The organism is Streptomyces blattellae (assembly GCF_009709555.1).
GTDB lineage: Bacteria > Actinomycetota > Actinomycetes > Streptomycetales > Streptomycetaceae > Streptomyces > Streptomyces blattellae.
Genome location: NZ_WJBG01000146.1, coordinates 1 through 15,047 on the forward strand (window position 1 = coordinate 1; position 15,047 = coordinate 15,047).

The 15,047-nt window shown below is 70.1% G+C and carries 15 protein-coding genes and 1 pseudogene; 10 read left to right on the top strand and 6 right to left on the bottom strand.

What is annotated here, in order from left to right; translation table 11 throughout:
- The 4 genes and pseudogenes from GFH49_RS15770 to GFH49_RS15785 form a co-directional block, all read right to left on the bottom strand.
- Window positions 1-360, bottom strand: a pseudogene (locus GFH49_RS15770) (IS607 family element RNA-guided endonuclease TnpB); the annotation flags it as partial.
- A 367-nt stretch (window positions 361-727) separates the two neighbouring features.
- Window positions 728-1,762 (bottom strand): septation protein SepH, encoded by a 1,035-nt coding sequence (gene sepH / locus GFH49_RS15775; RefSeq protein WP_155056515.1) that lies wholly within the window; start codon window positions 1,760-1,762, stop codon window positions 728-730.
- 458 nt (window positions 1,763-2,220) lie between these two features.
- Complete coding sequence (locus GFH49_RS15780) at window positions 2,221-3,540, bottom strand: FAD-linked oxidoreductase, L-gulonolactone oxidase family (RefSeq protein WP_155056516.1); 1,320 nt, start codon at window positions 3,538-3,540, stop codon at window positions 2,221-2,223.
- Window positions 3,500-4,738 (bottom strand): MFS transporter, encoded by a 1,239-nt coding sequence (locus tag GFH49_RS15785; protein ID WP_155056517.1) that lies wholly within the window; start codon window positions 4,736-4,738, stop codon window positions 3,500-3,502. Before GFH49_RS15785 ends, GFH49_RS15780 begins: the two co-directional genes overlap by 41 nt.
- A gap of 180 nt (window positions 4,739-4,918) precedes the next feature.
- Between GFH49_RS15785 and GFH49_RS15790 the strand changes: the two genes are divergently transcribed.
- Together GFH49_RS15790 and GFH49_RS15795 are read left to right on the top strand one after the other, a co-directional pair.
- Window positions 4,919-6,046 carry a ferrochelatase gene (locus tag GFH49_RS15790; protein WP_155056518.1) on the top strand — a complete coding sequence of 376 codons (1,128 nt, stop codon included), beginning with the start codon at window positions 4,919-4,921 and terminating at the stop codon, window positions 6,044-6,046.
- An 8-nt stretch (window positions 6,047-6,054) separates the two neighbouring features.
- Window positions 6,055-6,870, top strand: a complete 816-nt coding sequence (locus GFH49_RS15795; RefSeq protein ID WP_155056519.1) for an inositol monophosphatase family protein — start codon at window positions 6,055-6,057, stop codon at window positions 6,868-6,870.
- A 75-nt stretch (window positions 6,871-6,945) separates the two neighbouring features.
- Here the strand turns inward: GFH49_RS15795 and GFH49_RS39365 are convergent, their stop codons facing one another.
- A complete protein-coding gene (locus GFH49_RS39365) occupies window positions 6,946-7,119 on the bottom strand; it encodes a hypothetical protein (protein WP_196218003.1) in 174 nt (57 codons plus the stop codon).
- 461 nt (window positions 7,120-7,580) lie between these two features.
- Here GFH49_RS39365 and GFH49_RS15800 point away from each other — a divergent pair, with 461 nt between their 5' ends.
- The 4 genes from GFH49_RS15800 (at window position 7,581) to GFH49_RS15815 (ending at window position 11,091) form a co-directional block, all read left to right on the top strand.
- Window positions 7,581-8,234 carry a response regulator transcription factor gene (locus GFH49_RS15800; protein ID WP_046257092.1) on the top strand — a complete coding sequence of 218 codons (654 nt, stop codon included), beginning with the start codon at window positions 7,581-7,583 and terminating at the stop codon, window positions 8,232-8,234.
- 5 nt (window positions 8,235-8,239) lie between these two features.
- Entirely contained in the window at window positions 8,240-9,472 is a 1,233-nt protein-coding gene (locus GFH49_RS15805; protein ID WP_155056520.1) for a sensor histidine kinase, read from the top strand.
- 394 nt (window positions 9,473-9,866) lie between these two features.
- Complete coding sequence (locus GFH49_RS15810) at window positions 9,867-10,163, top strand: DUF4193 domain-containing protein (protein WP_005481602.1); 297 nt, start codon at window positions 9,867-9,869, stop codon at window positions 10,161-10,163.
- Between the two features lie 13 nt (window positions 10,164-10,176).
- Complete coding sequence (locus GFH49_RS15815; protein ID WP_155056521.1) at window positions 10,177-11,091, top strand: hypothetical protein; 915 nt, start codon at window positions 10,177-10,179, stop codon at window positions 11,089-11,091.
- A gap of 182 nt (window positions 11,092-11,273) precedes the next feature.
- On the opposite strand, the gene GFH49_RS15820 is transcribed toward GFH49_RS15815, so the two are convergent.
- Window positions 11,274-11,738, bottom strand: coding sequence for a DUF3093 domain-containing protein (locus GFH49_RS15820; RefSeq protein ID WP_155056522.1), 465 nt, complete (start codon window positions 11,736-11,738; stop codon window positions 11,274-11,276).
- Between the two features lie 58 nt (window positions 11,739-11,796).
- On the opposite strand from GFH49_RS15820, the gene GFH49_RS15825 reads away from it, so the two are divergent.
- The 4 genes from GFH49_RS15825 to GFH49_RS15840 all read left to right on the top strand — a co-directional run bounded on the left by GFH49_RS15825 (window position 11,797) and on the right by GFH49_RS15840 (window position 15,044).
- Window positions 11,797-12,381, top strand: coding sequence for a PaaI family thioesterase (locus GFH49_RS15825; RefSeq protein WP_155056523.1), 585 nt, complete (start codon window positions 11,797-11,799; stop codon window positions 12,379-12,381).
- Window positions 12,378-12,938, top strand: a complete 561-nt coding sequence (gene dut / locus GFH49_RS15830; RefSeq protein WP_196218004.1) for a dUTP diphosphatase — start codon at window positions 12,378-12,380, stop codon at window positions 12,936-12,938. Before GFH49_RS15825 ends, dut begins: the two co-directional genes overlap by 4 nt.
- A 1-nt stretch (window position 12,939) precedes the next feature.
- On the top strand, window positions 12,940-13,707 hold the full coding sequence (locus GFH49_RS15835) for a DUF3710 domain-containing protein (protein ID WP_155056524.1): 768 nt from the start codon (window positions 12,940-12,942) through the stop codon (window positions 13,705-13,707).
- Window positions 13,708-13,865: 158 nt separating this feature from the next.
- Window positions 13,866-15,044, top strand: coding sequence for an alginate lyase family protein (locus GFH49_RS15840; protein WP_155056525.1), 1,179 nt, complete (start codon window positions 13,866-13,868; stop codon window positions 15,042-15,044).
- The last annotated feature ends 3 nt before the right edge of the window (window positions 15,045-15,047 follow it).

A 15,047-nucleotide genomic window follows, 5' to 3' on the forward strand; every position in this document is an offset into this window, starting at 1 on the left:
GGTGACGTGCCGGCCGTCCGGCTCGACACGGATCGTGCCGGTGGTGAACCGGCAGGCCAGACGCGCCTTCCGCTTCGGCTTCCGGCGCGGGATACCCACCCTGGCACCTTTGCGTTTGCCCTGCTTGGACTTGGCGTAGTTGTCGAACGCGGCGGCCGCGTTCGACAGCCCGGTGCTGTAGGCCTCCTTGGAGTTCTCCTGCCACCAGTCGGCGAATCTGGGGTCGGTGGTCTTGATGCGGTTGAACTCCTTGCGCAGTGCGGGCAGCGACCACGGCCGCCACGGCGTGAGGTCGTCCTCGCTGATGCCGTAGGTGGCCTCGGCCTTGCGCTGCCACCATGCGGCGGTCACCCAGGACACGGCCCAGTTGTAGGCCGCGCGGGCGGCACCGCAGTGCGAGCGCAGCGCCCGCTCCTGCCCGGCTTCGGATCGAGAGCGAACTTGAACGCCTGCACCACACAGCCGGACCGCGGCCGGAACTTCCCCCTCACTCGACACCCTGAAGGAACCCTCGTTCCCCTCCAGAGCCCAAGCCCCGGACCACACCGCGCAGGGCACTCCACGACGCCCCCTCCCCCACTCGGAGAGTCCACGCCAGCACGACACGAGCCGACAGAGGCTGAGATGCGCTGATGGACCGTTCAGCAGCTGTCAGCCCTTCAGGCGCACGAGAGGCCCGCGCCGATCCAAGCGATCCAAGGCGCGGGCCCCACTCTCGTACGACCGGTTACTCCTGCTTCTTCCGCCGCGTGCCGAACACGATCTCGTCCCAGCTCGGCACCGCTGCCCGGCGGCCGGGGCGGACACCGTCGGCTTCGGCCTGGCGGTCGGTGGCGCCGATGAGGCGGTCGCGGTGGCTGCCGACCGAGCGGGGCATGAGGACATCGGCGTAGGCGGAACCGGCCGACGCGGCGGGGGCCGGAGGTTCCTCCTCCGCGGGTTCGGCGGCGGGGGGCTCCTCCGCCACCGGCTCCGGAGCCGGGCGTTCCGGCACGACCATGTCGCCGCGGAAGCTCGGCACCGCCTCCAGCAGGCTGGTCAGGGAGTCGCGTTCACCGGTGCTCTCCACCTCGGGCTCGGGGGAGGGCGACGGCAGCATCGGACGCTCCGGGCGGTCCAGCGGACGGTCCCGCGGCAGCCGGGCGATACGCGGCACGAACGGGAAGCTGGGCTCGGCCGCGGCGAGGTCCTCGGACTCACCGATCAGCGAGCGCGCTTCCTCGTCGACGGCCTGGACGAGCCGCCGGGGCGGATCGTACGTCCAGCTCGCCGAGTGCGGTTCGCCCGCGACCAGGTAGACCAGCAGGACTTCCCAGGTGCCGTCGTCGCGACGCCACGAGTCCCACTGGACGGTGTCCTTGTCGGCGCCGCGCAGCAGCAGCCGCTCCTGGACGGCCTCGCCGAGTTGGGGCCCGGCGGCGTTCTCACCGGGTCTGCGGACGGGTGTCTTGCGGGCTCGCTCGGCCATGAAGGCGCGCTCGGCCAGCACCGGCCCCTCGAATCGGCGTACCCGGTCGACCGGGATTCCGGCCATCTGTGCGACCTCTTCCGCGGTCGCACCCGCACGTATACGCGCCTGGATGTCGCGGGGGCGGAGATGGCTCTCGACCTCGATCTCGATCTGGCCGAGGCGCGGCCGGTCGCCGCGCACGGCGGCGCGCAGCCGTTCGTCAATCGGGAGGGTGTACTCCGTCGAGTCGGCAGCCTTGAGCACCAGCCGTGTGCCGTCATTGGAGACGGCCACGACACGCAGTTCGGGCATGGGGACCTCCCGGGTGGTGCCTGCCGACGTCACGTGCGTCGCTGCTTCCGCTAGTCGAGTGTGGCCTGCCCGGGTGCAGCCTGCCACAACCTTGCCGAGTTGCCCGGCGTGTCGGGCCGGGGCCCTGGATCGCCGTTATGGCACGGTTACCTATTCGCAACGCTAAGTGACCAACTCCGTCACCCTGTGCAACTAGCCTCCTCCCGGCGGTCCTTGAAGGCCACGGACGCCCTGGCGGGAGACCGGGCCCAGGGCTGGCAACAGTACTCCATTTGGGCCACGTGCGTGGATTGGCTCGCCGCCCAACTTCTGGCAACGAGTGGGACTTGGCCGTCCGGACGGGGATTTTCGGATCTTGAACGTGGCGTACGTCACGCAATCGGCAGAAACGGAACTAATGGTTTCGCCGATGCGTCCCCCTCCAAGGGCGCAAGTGCCCCCCATTTCCGGGGAGTCGGCTACGGCCCCAGCACCCGCCGCAAGTAGTCGTTCTGAAACCGCCGTTCCGGGTCAAGCCGATCCCGCAGCGCCGTGAACTCGCCGAACCGGGGGTAGGCCGCGGCGAAGTACTCGGCGTCCCGGGTGTGCACCTTGCCCCAGTGCGGCCGGCCCTCGTGCGCGGTGAAGATGCGTTCGGCGGCGGTGAAATACGCCTGATAGGGCGTCCCCTTGAACATGTGGACGGCGATGTAGGCGGTGTCGCGGCCGGAGGCGGTGGAGAGCGTGATGTCGTCGGCGGGAGCCGTGCGCACCTCGACCGGGAAGCTGATCCTCAGGCCGGAGCGGTCGACCGTCGTCTTCAGTTCACGCAGCGTCTCGACGACGGCCTCGCGCGGGACGGCGTACTCCATTTCCACGAAGCGCACCCGTCGCGGCGAAGTGAAGACTTTGTAGGGAATATCGGTGTAAGTCCGAGCGGACAGCGCCTTGCTGGAGATCTGGGCGATCGCCGGGACCGTGGCGGGCACCGCGCGGCCGGCCCACTGGGCCACCTGGAAGACGCCGTTGGAGAGGAACTCGTCCTCGAACCAGCCCGCGAGCTGCCCCACCGGCCGCTCCGGGCCCGGGCTGCGGTTGTTGCGCTTGGTGTTGGTGTTGCCGGTGTGCGGGAACCAGTAGAACTCGAAGTGCTCGTTCTCTGTCCAGAGTTCGTCGAACCGGCTGGTGACCTGGTCCAGACTCATCGGCTCCTCACGGGCCGTGAGCAGGAAGATCGGCTCCACGGCGAAGGTGATCGCGGTGATGATGCCGAGGGCGCCCAGGCCTATGCGCGCGGCCGCGAAGACCTCCGGGTTCTCCTTCTCCGAGCAGGTCAGCACCGAGCCGTCGGCCGTGACCAGCTCAAGCCCTTTGATCTGGGCGGCTATCGAGGCCGAGTCCCGGCCGGTGCCATGGGTGCCGGTGCTGGTGGCCCCGGAGACCGTCTGCTCCATGATGTCGCCCATGTTCGTGAGCGACAGGCCCTCGCGCGCGAGGGCCATGTTGAGTCTCTTGAGCGGGGTGCCGGCCTGCACCGTGACAGTCCCGGCTTCGCGATCGATGGTGCGGATGCCGGTCAGCAGTTGAGGGCGGATCAACAGACCGTCGGTGGCGGCCACGGACGTGAACGAATGCCCCGAACCGACGGCCTTCACGGTCAGCCCGTCCTCCGCCGCCTTCCGTACGGCAGCGGCCAGTTCGTCCACGGAGGCGGGTTCGACCTGCCGCGCGGGCCGGGCGGCGACGGTGCCGCCCCAGTTACGCCATGTGTCGTTCCTGCCACTCACTGTGGTGCTCAACGGTGCCTCCCCGCCGTGGCGCCGGCCTGCTGAGCCGGCGGAACCCGAGGAAACCGACCGCGACCGCGACGGCCCCGGACACCGCCGGAACCCCGTACCCGGCACGCGCCCCGGCCGCGTCGATCACCCAGCCGGCCACGGAGGAGCCGAGTGCGACCCCGACCGCGAGCCCGGTGCTCACCCAGGTCATGCCTTCGGTGAGCTGCGCGCGTGGTACGTGCTCTTCGATGAGGGACATCGTCGTGATCATCGTGGGAGCGATGAACAGGCCCGCAGCGAACAGCGCCACGGCCAGAAACGGCAAGTTTCCGACCAGTAGGAGGGGGATCATACTCACGGCCATCATGAACACGCCCAGCAGCCAGCGACGTTCGGGCGCTCCTTGGAACCGCAGCAGCCCGAACACGGCTCCTGCCACGCAGGAGCCAGCCGCATAGATCGCCAGCACGAGGCTCGCGGCGCCCTTGTGCCCCTGCTCCTCGGCGAAGGCCACGGTGACCACGTCGACGGCCCCGAAGATCGCTCCGGTCGCCACGAAGGTGGCCACCAGGACCTGGAGACCAGGTGTGCGCAGCGCGCTGCCGCCGCTGTGGTGCTCGCGCGGATGCGGCTTCGGCTCGGTGGCGCGCTGCGCGGTCAGCCAGAAGACCCCGGCCGCCAGGAAGCAGGCGGCGAGCAGCGGCCCCGCCTCCGGGAACCACGCCGTGGACAGGCCGATGGAGATGATCGGCCCGAAGATGAAGCAGACCTCGTCCACCACGGACTCGAAGGAGTACGCCGTGTGCAGCTGCGGGGTGCCCCGGTACAGGGCGGCCCAGCGGGCGCGGATCATCGCCCCGATGCTCGGCACGCAGCCGATCCCGACGCACGCGACGAACAGCACCCAGTCCGGCCATCCGTAGTGCGCGGCGAACAGCAGCAGGGCCGCCGCGACGAGTGACACCAGCGTCGCCGGGCGCAGCACCCGCCGCTGCCCGTACTGGTCCACCAGCCGCGAGACCTGCGGGCCCGCGATCGCGGCCGCCATCGCGATGGTGGCCGCCAGGGCGCCCGCCAGCCCGTACCGCCCGGTGAGCTGGGAGATCATCGTGACGACGCCGATGCCCATCATCGACAGCGGCATCCGCCCGAGGAAGCCGGCGGCGGCGAAGCCCTTGGAGCCGGGGGCGGCGAACAGGGCGAGGTAGGGGCTGGGCACGGGGTCTCCGGTACGGCGGGTGTGCGACCGTGCGCCGGGCACTGACCCGGGCGCGGGCTGGGGTAAGGCGTGAAGAGGGCGGATACAGGTTACGGGCCGTGTCACCCACTTGCACCACCGGGACCGCACTGGTCACCCCGCCGTTTCCCGGCTGTCAGTGCCGGGTGGCAGGATCGACTCATGCCAGAAGCGCTCGATGCCACCCCCTACGACGCCCTGCTCCTGCTCTCGTTCGGCGGCCCCGAGGGCCCGGACGACGTGGTCCCGTTCCTGGAGAACGTGACGCGAGGGCGCGGCATCCCCAAGGAACGCCTCAAGGAAGTCGGCCGGCACTACTTCCTGTTCGGCGGGGTCAGCCCGATCAACGACCAGAACCGCGCCCTTCTCGACGCCCTCCGCAAGGACTTCGCCGACCACGGCGTGGACCTGCCGGTCTACTGGGGCAACCGCAACTGGGCGCCCTACCTGACGGACACCCTGCGCGAGATGGTCGCCGACGGCCGCCGCCGCATCCTGACCCTCGCCACCAGCGCCTACGCCTCGTACTCGGGCTGCCGCCAGTACCGCGAGAACCTCGCCGACTCGCTCGCGGCGCTTCAGGCCGAGGGCCTGGAGCTGCCGAAGATCGACAAGCTGCGCCACTACTTCAACCACCCGGGGTTCCTGGAACCCATGATCGACGGTGTGCTCCAGTCGCTGGCCGACCTCCCGGAGGACGACCGGGACGGCGCGCACCTCGCCTTCACGACCCACTCCATCCCGACCGCCGCCGCCGACACCTCCGGCCCGGTCGAGGACCACGGCGACGGCGGGGCCTACGTCGCGCAGCACCTGGACGCCGCGGAGCTGATCGCCGGCGCCGTGCGCGAGCGCACCGGCATCGACCACCCCTGGCAGCTGGTGTACCAGTCGCGCTCCGGAGCCACCCACATCCCGTGGCTGGAGCCCGACATCTGCGACCACCTTGAGGAGCGGCACGCGGCCGGGGCCCCGGCCATCGTCATGGCGCCCATCGGTTTCGTCTCCGACCACATGGAGGTCCTGTACGACCTCGACACGGAGGCCAAGGCGAAGGGCGAGGAGCTGGGGCTGCCGCTGCGCCGCTCCGCCACCGTCGGCGCCGACCCCCGGTTCGCCGCCGCGATCCGCGACCTCGTCCTGGAGCGGGCCGCCGTCGAGCGTGGCCAGGAGGTCACGCCGTGCGCCCTGGGAGCCCTGGGTCCGAGCCACCACCTCTGCCCGGTGGGCTGCTGCCCGGCGCGCGCCCCCCGCCCCGCCGCCGCGGGCGCCGACAGCACGTACGCGTGAGGAGCGCCGTGACCGACCCCCTGCACTCGGACCTGCTCGCCCTGGCCCGGGAGGCCGCCCGCCGCGCGGGCGAGCTGCTGCGTGACGGCCGCCCGGCCGACCTCGCGGTCGCCGCCACCAAGTCCAGCCCGATCGACGTGGTCACCGAGATGGACATCGCGGCGGAGAAGCTGATCACCGGCCTGATCGCCGGCCGCCGCCCCGACGACGGCTTCCTCGGTGAGGAGGGCGCCTCCACCGACGGCTCCAGCGGCATCCGCTGGGTGATCGACCCACTCGACGGCACGGTCAACTACCTGTACGGCCTGCCGACTTGGGCCGTCTCCATCGCGGCCGAGCAGGACGGTGAGCGAGTGGTCGGTGTCGTCGCCGCACCGATGCGCGGTGAGACGTACCACGCGATACGGGGTGGCGGCGCGTGGGCCACGGGTGCGTGGGACGGCGAACGGAAGCTGACCTGCCGCCCGGCGCCACCGTTTGAGCAGGCCCTGGTCTCGACCGGGTTCAACTACGTCTCCGAGGTCCGCGCCCACCAGGCCGACGTCGCCCAGAAGCTGATCCCGCTCCTGCGTGACATCCGTCGGGGCGGCTCGGCCGCGGTCGACCTGTGCGATGTGGCCGCCGGCCGTCTGGACGGCTACTACGAGCGGGGCCTGCACCCTTGGGACCTGGCCGCAGGCGACCTCATCGCCCGTGAGGCGGGCGCCCTGACCGGTGGACGCCCCGCACAGCCCCCGTCCCACGCCCTGACGGTCGCGGCCACACCGGGCGTCTTCGAGCCCCTTCAGCGCCTCCTGGAGGACTTCGGCGCCTGGCACGACTGAGTAACGACCACTGACCCAGACGACGGTCCCCGGCGCTGGATTCGCCGGGGACCGTCGTCGTGCGTGTGCTGCGGATCAGACGGCGGACGCGCCGACCTCCACACCGTGTTCGGCCGCCAGGCGGCGCAGGTCGTCGAGTTCGCCCTGCTCCACCTCGACGAGGAAGTCGTCGCCCTCGTCACGAGCCCGCGTCAGGTCGGATTCGGTCGCCCTTATGCGCTGCAGAAGTCCTGCGGTGAATGCGTCCATGCTGCGCCCCCTCGTCCTGGGTCGTGGGTCGTTGGCACGGGGGTGTGCCGTTCGGAAGGGGCGATCACGTCTCCTGTGGATGCCCAGCGCTGCCCGGGCTGGGCGGCGACGGTGCCGGACACCCACGCCCGCTCTGCGGGAAAGCGGTTCGCGGCGTACCGCATGGTGTTGCGGTACATGCAGAGCGTGATCGCGGGGTGTAAACGGTCCTCCCCCCGCTCCCTCCCACGGAAACCTCAACCGGCGGAGAAAATCTCGTATTCCCGGTTCCTGCACCCCGCTTCCCGGTTCCTGCACCCCGCCCGCACGGCCCCGGTGGCCTGCTCTCAGGGGCTCCGTCCCCCGCCTTACCTCCGACTTATGGTCGAAAAGGGCAGGATGGAGGGCAACAATCCCACGGAGACCCTGCTCGCGTGCGCTCTGGAGGCGCTACGCGGGTGGACACAGGAAGGACAAGCGACGTGCGCGTACTCGTCGTCGAGGACGAGCAACTGCTCGCCGATGCGGTGGCCACCGGACTCCGCCGGGAGGCCATGGCCGTCGACGTCGTGTACGACGGTGCGGCCGCCCTGGAGCGCATCGGCGTCAACGACTACGACGTGGTCGTCCTCGACCGTGACCTCCCGCTCGTGCACGGCGACGACGTCTGCCGCAAGATCGTCGAACTCGGCATGCCCACCCGCGTGCTGATGCTCACGGCGTCGGGCGACGTCAGCGACCGGGTCGAGGGCCTGGAGATCGGAGCCGACGACTATCTCCCCAAGCCCTTCGCGTTCAGCGAGCTGACGGCACGCGTGCGTGCCCTCGGCCGCCGCACCAGCATGCCGCTGCCGCCCGTCCTGGAGCGCGCCGGCATCAAGCTCGACCCGAACCGCCGTGAGGTCTTCCGCGACGGCAAGGAGGTCCAGCTCGCGCCGAAGGAGTTCGCCGTCCTGGAGGTGCTGATGCGCAGCGAGGGCGCGGTCGTCTCCGCGGAACAGCTACTGGAGAAGGCCTGGGACGAGAACACCGACCCGTTCACCAACGTCGTGCGCGTGACCGTCATGACCCTGCGCCGCAAGCTGGGCGAGCCGCCCGTCATCGTCACCGTGCCCGGCTCCGGCTACCGGATCTGATTCCGGTGGCCGCCACACCGGTGCCGCCCCAGGCGCCCCCGAAGCCCACCTGGGACCCCCGCAGGCCGGAGGCCCCGTTCCCCTGGCTGCGCCCGACCATCCGGATACGGCTCACGCTGCTGTACGGCGGCATGTTCCTGATCGCCGGCATCCTGCTGCTGTCGATCATCTATCTGCTGGCCGCGCAGGCGCTGAACGTGGGCAGTGAGCTGCCCTTCAAGATCGTCGACGGCAGGGTCGCCAGCGACATCTGCAACCTGCCCAGCAGCGCATCGCCCAGCACGTTCAACAGCGCGATGAACGACTGCGTCAACGAGCAGCGTCAGCACGCCCTGGACAATCTGCTCAGCCGCTCGCTGCTGGCCCTGCTCGGTCTCGCCGTGATCGCCTTCGCCTTCGGCTACGGCATGGCCGGACGGGTCCTGGCGCCGCTCGGCCGGATCACCCGCACCGCCCGCGCGGTGGCGGGCTCGGATCTGTCCCGCCGTATCGAGCTGGACGGTCCGGACGACGAGCTGAAGGAGCTGGCCGACACCTTCGACGACATGCTGGAGCGGCTGCAGCGCGCCTTCACCGCCCAGCAGCGCTTCGTCGGGAACGCCTCGCACGAACTGCGCACCCCACTCGCGATCAACCGCACGCTTCTCGAAGTGCATCTGTCAGACCCGAACGCGCCGGTGGAGCTTCAGCAGCTCGGCAAGACGCTGCTGTCCACCAACGAGCGCAGCGAGCAGCTCGTCGAAGGGCTGCTGCTGCTCGCCCGCAGCGACAACCAGATCGTCGAGCGCGGGCCGGTGGACCTCGCCGAGGTAGCCTCCCAGGCCGTCGACCAGGTGCATGCCGAGGCGCAGGCCAACGGCGTGGAGATCCGGGGCGAGCAGAAGTCGGCGGTGGTCCAGGGCAACGGCGTACTGCTGGAGCGGATCGCGCTGAACCTCGTGCAGAACGCCGTGCGGTACAACGTGCCGGAGGACGGCTGGGTCGAGGTCAGCACCGAGGTGCAGCACGGCCAGGCGGTCCTGGTCGTCACGAACACGGGCCCGGTCGTCCCGGCGTACGAGATCGACAATCTCTTCGAGCCGTTCAGACGGCTGCGCACCGAGCGCACGGGCAGCGACAAGGGCGTCGGACTCGGTCTGTCCATCGCCCGGTCCGTGGCCCGGGCACACGGCGGGCACATCATGGCGCAACCGCGTGAGGGGGGAGGGCTCGTGATGAGAGTCACCCTGCCCGTCTGAGATCGTGCCGCGACCCACACGGGGATGTTCGCTTTGCGCGGAATTTCCATGGCCCGCCGCAGGCGTTACCGTGTGTGATCGATCACAAGGGCAACTTTCCGGCCATCTACTCTCAGTGATCATGCGTCTTGTCGGAAAGCCGGGAAAATCCCGGTTTTCGGGGGCCTTGATCACGGGAAGTACACGGTGAGACGCCTTTGAAGTGCGGCATCAGGACCGTGTACGGTCCGCATCGCCATCCAAGCCGATCACTCTTGAGGAGTCCGGTTGGGTGTCGATTGAGTAACAGACCTTGATGTGAGGCAAAATCTCCGCCTCGGGTCGGGCACAAGTCCGGCCTCTCACGCGTTACGTGCGCTGGAGACACCGCAGACACCCAGAGGGGGAGAGCGACATGGCAACGGATTACGACACCCCACGCAAGACCGACGACGACGTCGACTCGGACAGCTTGGAAGAACTCAAGGCCCGGCGGAACGACAAGTCGACCTCCGCTGTGGACGTCGACGAGTTCGAGGCCGCGGAAGGCCTGGAGCTGCCCGGCGCGGACCTCTCGAACGAGGAGCTGGCCGTCCGGGTACTGCCCAAGCAGCAGGACGAGTTCACCTGCATGAGCTGCTTCCTGGTGCACCACCGCAGCCAGCTGGCCCGGGAGAAGAACGGTCAGCCGATCTGCCGCGACTGCGACTGAGGACGGGTCGGCCGTGACTGGCTCGACCTCTCCCTGGAAGCGCCGCTTCCCCGCGCGGGGAGCGGACGAAGGGTCGCTCGACGGCCCTCATGGCGCGCGTGACGACGAGCGGGGCTCATCCGATTCGGGATCGGCCTCGCTCGAACCGGCCGACCGGGCCGGCCTTCCGGTGCCGGTCCCGACGGAGGCTCCGGCACCCGTCGCACGGCGCCGTGCGGCGGTGATCCGGGACACGGCCAGGGAAGGCGTCCGCAAGGGCGGCAGCCGGGCCCGGGCGGGCCTGGCGTACCTCGCCGACCGGGTGATCGAGATCGCCCCGCGGATCCCCGTACGCGACCTTGAGACGCTTCGGCGGCAGTTCCCCGGCCTCGGGCCCGAGGAACTCGCGGACAAGCTCGTGGCGGGCGCGGCCAACGCGACCTCCACGGTCGGTGCCGGGATCGGAGCGGCGGCCATGCTGCCGGTACCGCCCGCGATGCCGACGGAACTGGCCGCCGAGATCACCGGAGTCGCGGCCATCGAGCTGAAGCTGATCGCCGAGCTGCACGAGGTCTACGGCGTACGGCCGCCCGGCGACCTCAAGCAGCGCAGCACCGCGTATCTCAACTCCTGGTCGGGGGAGCGCGGGGTCGATGTGACAAAGCCGTCGACGCTCAACGCGGCGGTGAACGGGCATCTGAAGCGCCAGCTGCGCCAGCAGATCATGAAGCGCATGGTCCGCAACCTGCCGAACCTGATGCCGTTCATGGTGGGTGCCGCGGTCGGCGCGGTCATGAACCGCAGAGACACCCGGAAGGTCGCCGCGCACATCCGCAAGGACCTCCGCAAGGCACAGGTGCCGTGGGGCGCGCTGACCGAGCTGCCGCCACTGGAGGCTCCGGCGGATCCGCTGCGCATCGGCGAGATCCCCAAGGAACTCGGGCACTGAACCGAAACTTTGCCCAGCCGGCGGAAACTTTGCCTAGCGCTCCGCTGGCTGTGTCGATATGCGGCTCCGCCGCGGGGCCGTGATGGGCCGTTGATCGTCTGCGGGTCCATCGTGGCTGGTCGCGCAGTTCCGCGCGCCCCTTTGGGGCGCTGCCGAATCGCCCCGGACTTCCCCGAGCCTGCTCAGGCGGCCGCCGCCTTTGCCGCCCTCAGCGCCTCCGCCAGCCGCTGAGGCTCCCGCGTCGACAGGTACAGATACGGCGTCGGGTCGTCCGGGTCGGTGACCTCGACCTTCAGCGCGGTGGGGATGTAGGCGCGCAGCAGCAGGAACGCGCGTGTGTCCGCCTTGTACGTGCGCCAGGCGCGCGTCTCCTCCGGGTCCAGGATCTCAGCCTGGCCCAGGGCCGTCACCGGGATCTTCGCCTCGCCCGCGATCAGCGAGCCGGCGACGACGCGGATGCGCGGCGAGCCGTACGAGCTGGCGACGACGGCCGCGGCAGCGGTGCCGCCGGCCAGGCCGCCGAGCATCGGCAGGGTGCCGAACGGCAGCAGGATGAGCGCCATGGAGACACCGACCAGGAAGCTGATCAGCCACCAGGAGCGGGGCACGGTGAGGCGTTCTTCATAGGGCGCGGCGGAGAGCTGCATGTGGCCAAGCTTGGCATGGTGGCGGTTGGTGATGGTCGGGCGGGTAAGGTCTGCGGCTGTGAGTGGTTCGTCCGCAGTTCTCAAGCCGCCCGCCGACGCCAGGAGGCCGGTGCGTCATCCCGACGCTCCCGCGCCCGGCGAACTGCTCGGCGCGCACTACGGCCTTTGCTTCGGCTGCGGCGGCGAGCAGGCCCATGGGCTGCATCTGGAGGCGCGGGCGGGCGACGGCGTCTGCCTCACCGCCGAGTTCACCGTGCGGCGCGAACACCAGGGCGCCCCCGGGCTCGCGCACGGCGGTGTGCTGGCGGCGGCCCTGGACGAGGCCCTCGGCTCGCTGAACTGGCTGCTGCGGACGATCGCCGTGACCGGTCGCCTGGAGACGGACTTCGTCGCGCCGGTGGCGGTGGGTACCACGCTGCATCTGGCCGCCGAGGTGGTGGCGGTGGCCGGGCGGAAGATCTACTCGACGGCCGTCGGACGCGTCGACGGTCCCGACGGCCCCGTGGCCGTCCGTGCCGACGCGCTCTTCATCGAGGTGAAGGTCGATCACTTCGTCGACAACGGCCGCCCGGCGGAGATCCGGGCCGCCATGGACGACCCCGACCAGGTCAGGCGTGCCCGCGCCTTCGAGGTGAATCCGTGAGCCGTGCCGCCCGACAAGAGCTCGGCGTGCTGATCCGGCGCGTCGACCCCGACGTACCGCTTCCGTCGTATGCGCACCCCGGTGACGCGGGAGCCGATCTGCGCACCACCGAGGCGTGCGAACTGAAGCCCGGTGAACGGGCCGTACTGCCCACGGGGGTGTCTGTCGCGCTCCCGGAGGGGTATGCGGCCTTCGTGCATCCGCGATCCGGTCTCGCCGCCCGCTGCGGTGTCGCCCTCGTCAATGCCCCGGGGACGGTTGATGCCGGGTACCGTGGAGAGATCAAGGTGATTGTGGTGAATCTCGACCCGCGCGAGGCTGTGCGGTTCGAGCGCTTCGACCGGATTGCCCAACTGGTCGTCCAGCAGGTCGAGAGGGTCCGCTTCCATGAGGTCGCGGAGCTTCCCGGGTCGGCGCGGGCCGAAGGGGGCTTCGGATCCACCGGCGGCCATGCCGCGGTGACCGGAACAAGCAGCACAAGCGGTCAGGCCGCCGTGGGCGGCGCGACGGGTGGGAATCGATACGCTTCGGTCGTATCCGACCGGGAAGGACAGTGACGTGTTCGGACGTCGCAAGAAGAAGGGTGCCGCCGACGACGCGGCCGGCGAGGCCGAGCAGGTCGTCGACAGTGTCGACACTGAGGCGGACGTGGACGAGGACGTAGCGGGCGAGCGCGTGCGGCTTGAGCCGGAGCCGCGGCCGGACGGGCCCTGGGACAGCTCCGAGGTGAGCGATGCGGCCGAGGGCCGGGTCGACCTGGGCGGCATGTTCGTGCCCGGTGTCGAGGGCATGGAGCTGCGGGTCGAGGTCGCGGGCGACGCGATCGTCGCGGCGACCGTCGTGCTGCGCGACAGCGCCGTCCAGTTGCAGGCCTTCGCCGCTCCCAAGCGCGAGGGCATCTGGGGCGAAGTACGCGAGGAGATCGCCGGCGGCATCACTCAGCAGGGTGGCATCGTCGACGAGGTCGAGGGTCCGCTGGGCTGGGAGCTGCGCGCCCAGGTGCCGGTGCAGCTGCCGGACGGCACGGGCGGCTTCCAGGTGGTGCGGTTCGTCGGTGTGGACGGGCCCCGCTGGTTCCTGCGCGGTGTGATCTCCGGGCAGGGCGCGGTGCAGCCGCAGGCGGCCGGGCTGTTGGAGCAGATCTTCCGGGACACGGTCGTGGTCCGCGGCGAGGGCCCGATGGCCCCCCGTGACCCGATCGTCCTGAAGCTGCCGAACGACGCGCAGATGGTCCCCGAGGGCGTCCAGCAGGAGGAGGCCGGATCGCGTTTCTCCGGCGGCATGGGACAGTTGCAGCGCGGGCCGGAGATCACCGAGGTCCGCTAGTCAGACGCGAGAAGGGCCGCACCCCGGGTTCGGGGTGCGGCCCTTTTTCGTGCGCGGCCCCTTGACGCGGGATTGGTCTGTACCTACGGTCTCCGGCCAGTGCCTGGTTCACAAAGGTGCTTCACGTTCATATACGAGAACGGAAGGAAGCCCCCGCTATGCGCCGTACCGCACTGTTCGCCACCGTGGCCGCCCTCATCTCAGGCGCCCTCGCGTGGCCGGCCGGCCGCCCTGCCGATGCTGCCCCCGCCACCTTCGTCCACCCCGGAGTCGCCGTCTCCAAGGGTCAGCTGGACTTCACCCGCAGCAAGGTCGACGCGGGCGCCCAGCCCTGGAAGGGAGCCTTCGACAAGATGATGGCGAGCAGGTACGCCGACCTGAACCGCACGCCCAAGCCGCGCGCGACCGTGGAGTGCGGCTCGTACTCGAACCCGAACCACGGCTGCACCGACGAGCGTGAGGACGCCATCGCCGCGTACACCCACGCCCTCGCCTGGTACATCACCCGCGACGAGCGGTACGCGAAGAAGGCCATCGCGCTGATGGACGCCTGGTCGGCCACGATCAAGGACCACACCAACAGCAACGCGCCCCTGCAGACCGGCTGGGCGGGCTCCACCTGGCCCCGAGCTGCCGAGATCATCAAGCACACGTACACGGGCGGCTGGCCGAACTCCGGCCGCTTCGCGACCATGCTCCGGGATGTCTACCTGCCCGAGATCATCAACGGCTCGAACGCCAACGGGAACTGGGAGCTGTCGATGATGGAGGCCGCCGTCGGCATCTCCGTCTTCCTGGAGGACAGGACGTCGTATGACAGGGCCATGGCGAAGTTCCGTACCCGCACCGCCGCCTACGTCTACCTCTCGTCCGACGGTGAACTGCCGAAGACGGTGCCCAGCCAGAACCTCGACACCCGGGAAGAGATCGTCAAGTACTGGCAGGGCCAGTCAACCTTCGTCACCGGACTCACCCAGGAAACCTGCCGCGACCTCACCCACACGGGGTACGGCATATCCGCGATCTCGCACGTCGCTGAGACCAGCCGGATCCAGGGGCAGGACGTGTACGGCACCGACGTCGGCGAGCGGCTGCGGCATGCCCTCGGGTTCCAGGCGAAGTACGAGCTGGGGACGGCCGCTCCGCGTTGGCTGTGCGGCGGGTCGCTGAACCTCGGGCTCGGCCCGGTCACCGAGGTCGGCTACAACGCCCTGGGCAACCGTCTCGGTCACGCCATGACCAACACCCAGACCCTCACCGAGCGAGGCCGGCCTGCGGGCGGCAACAACCTCTTCGTCGCCTGGGAGACGCTCACCCACGGGGACAACCCGGGCTGAGCC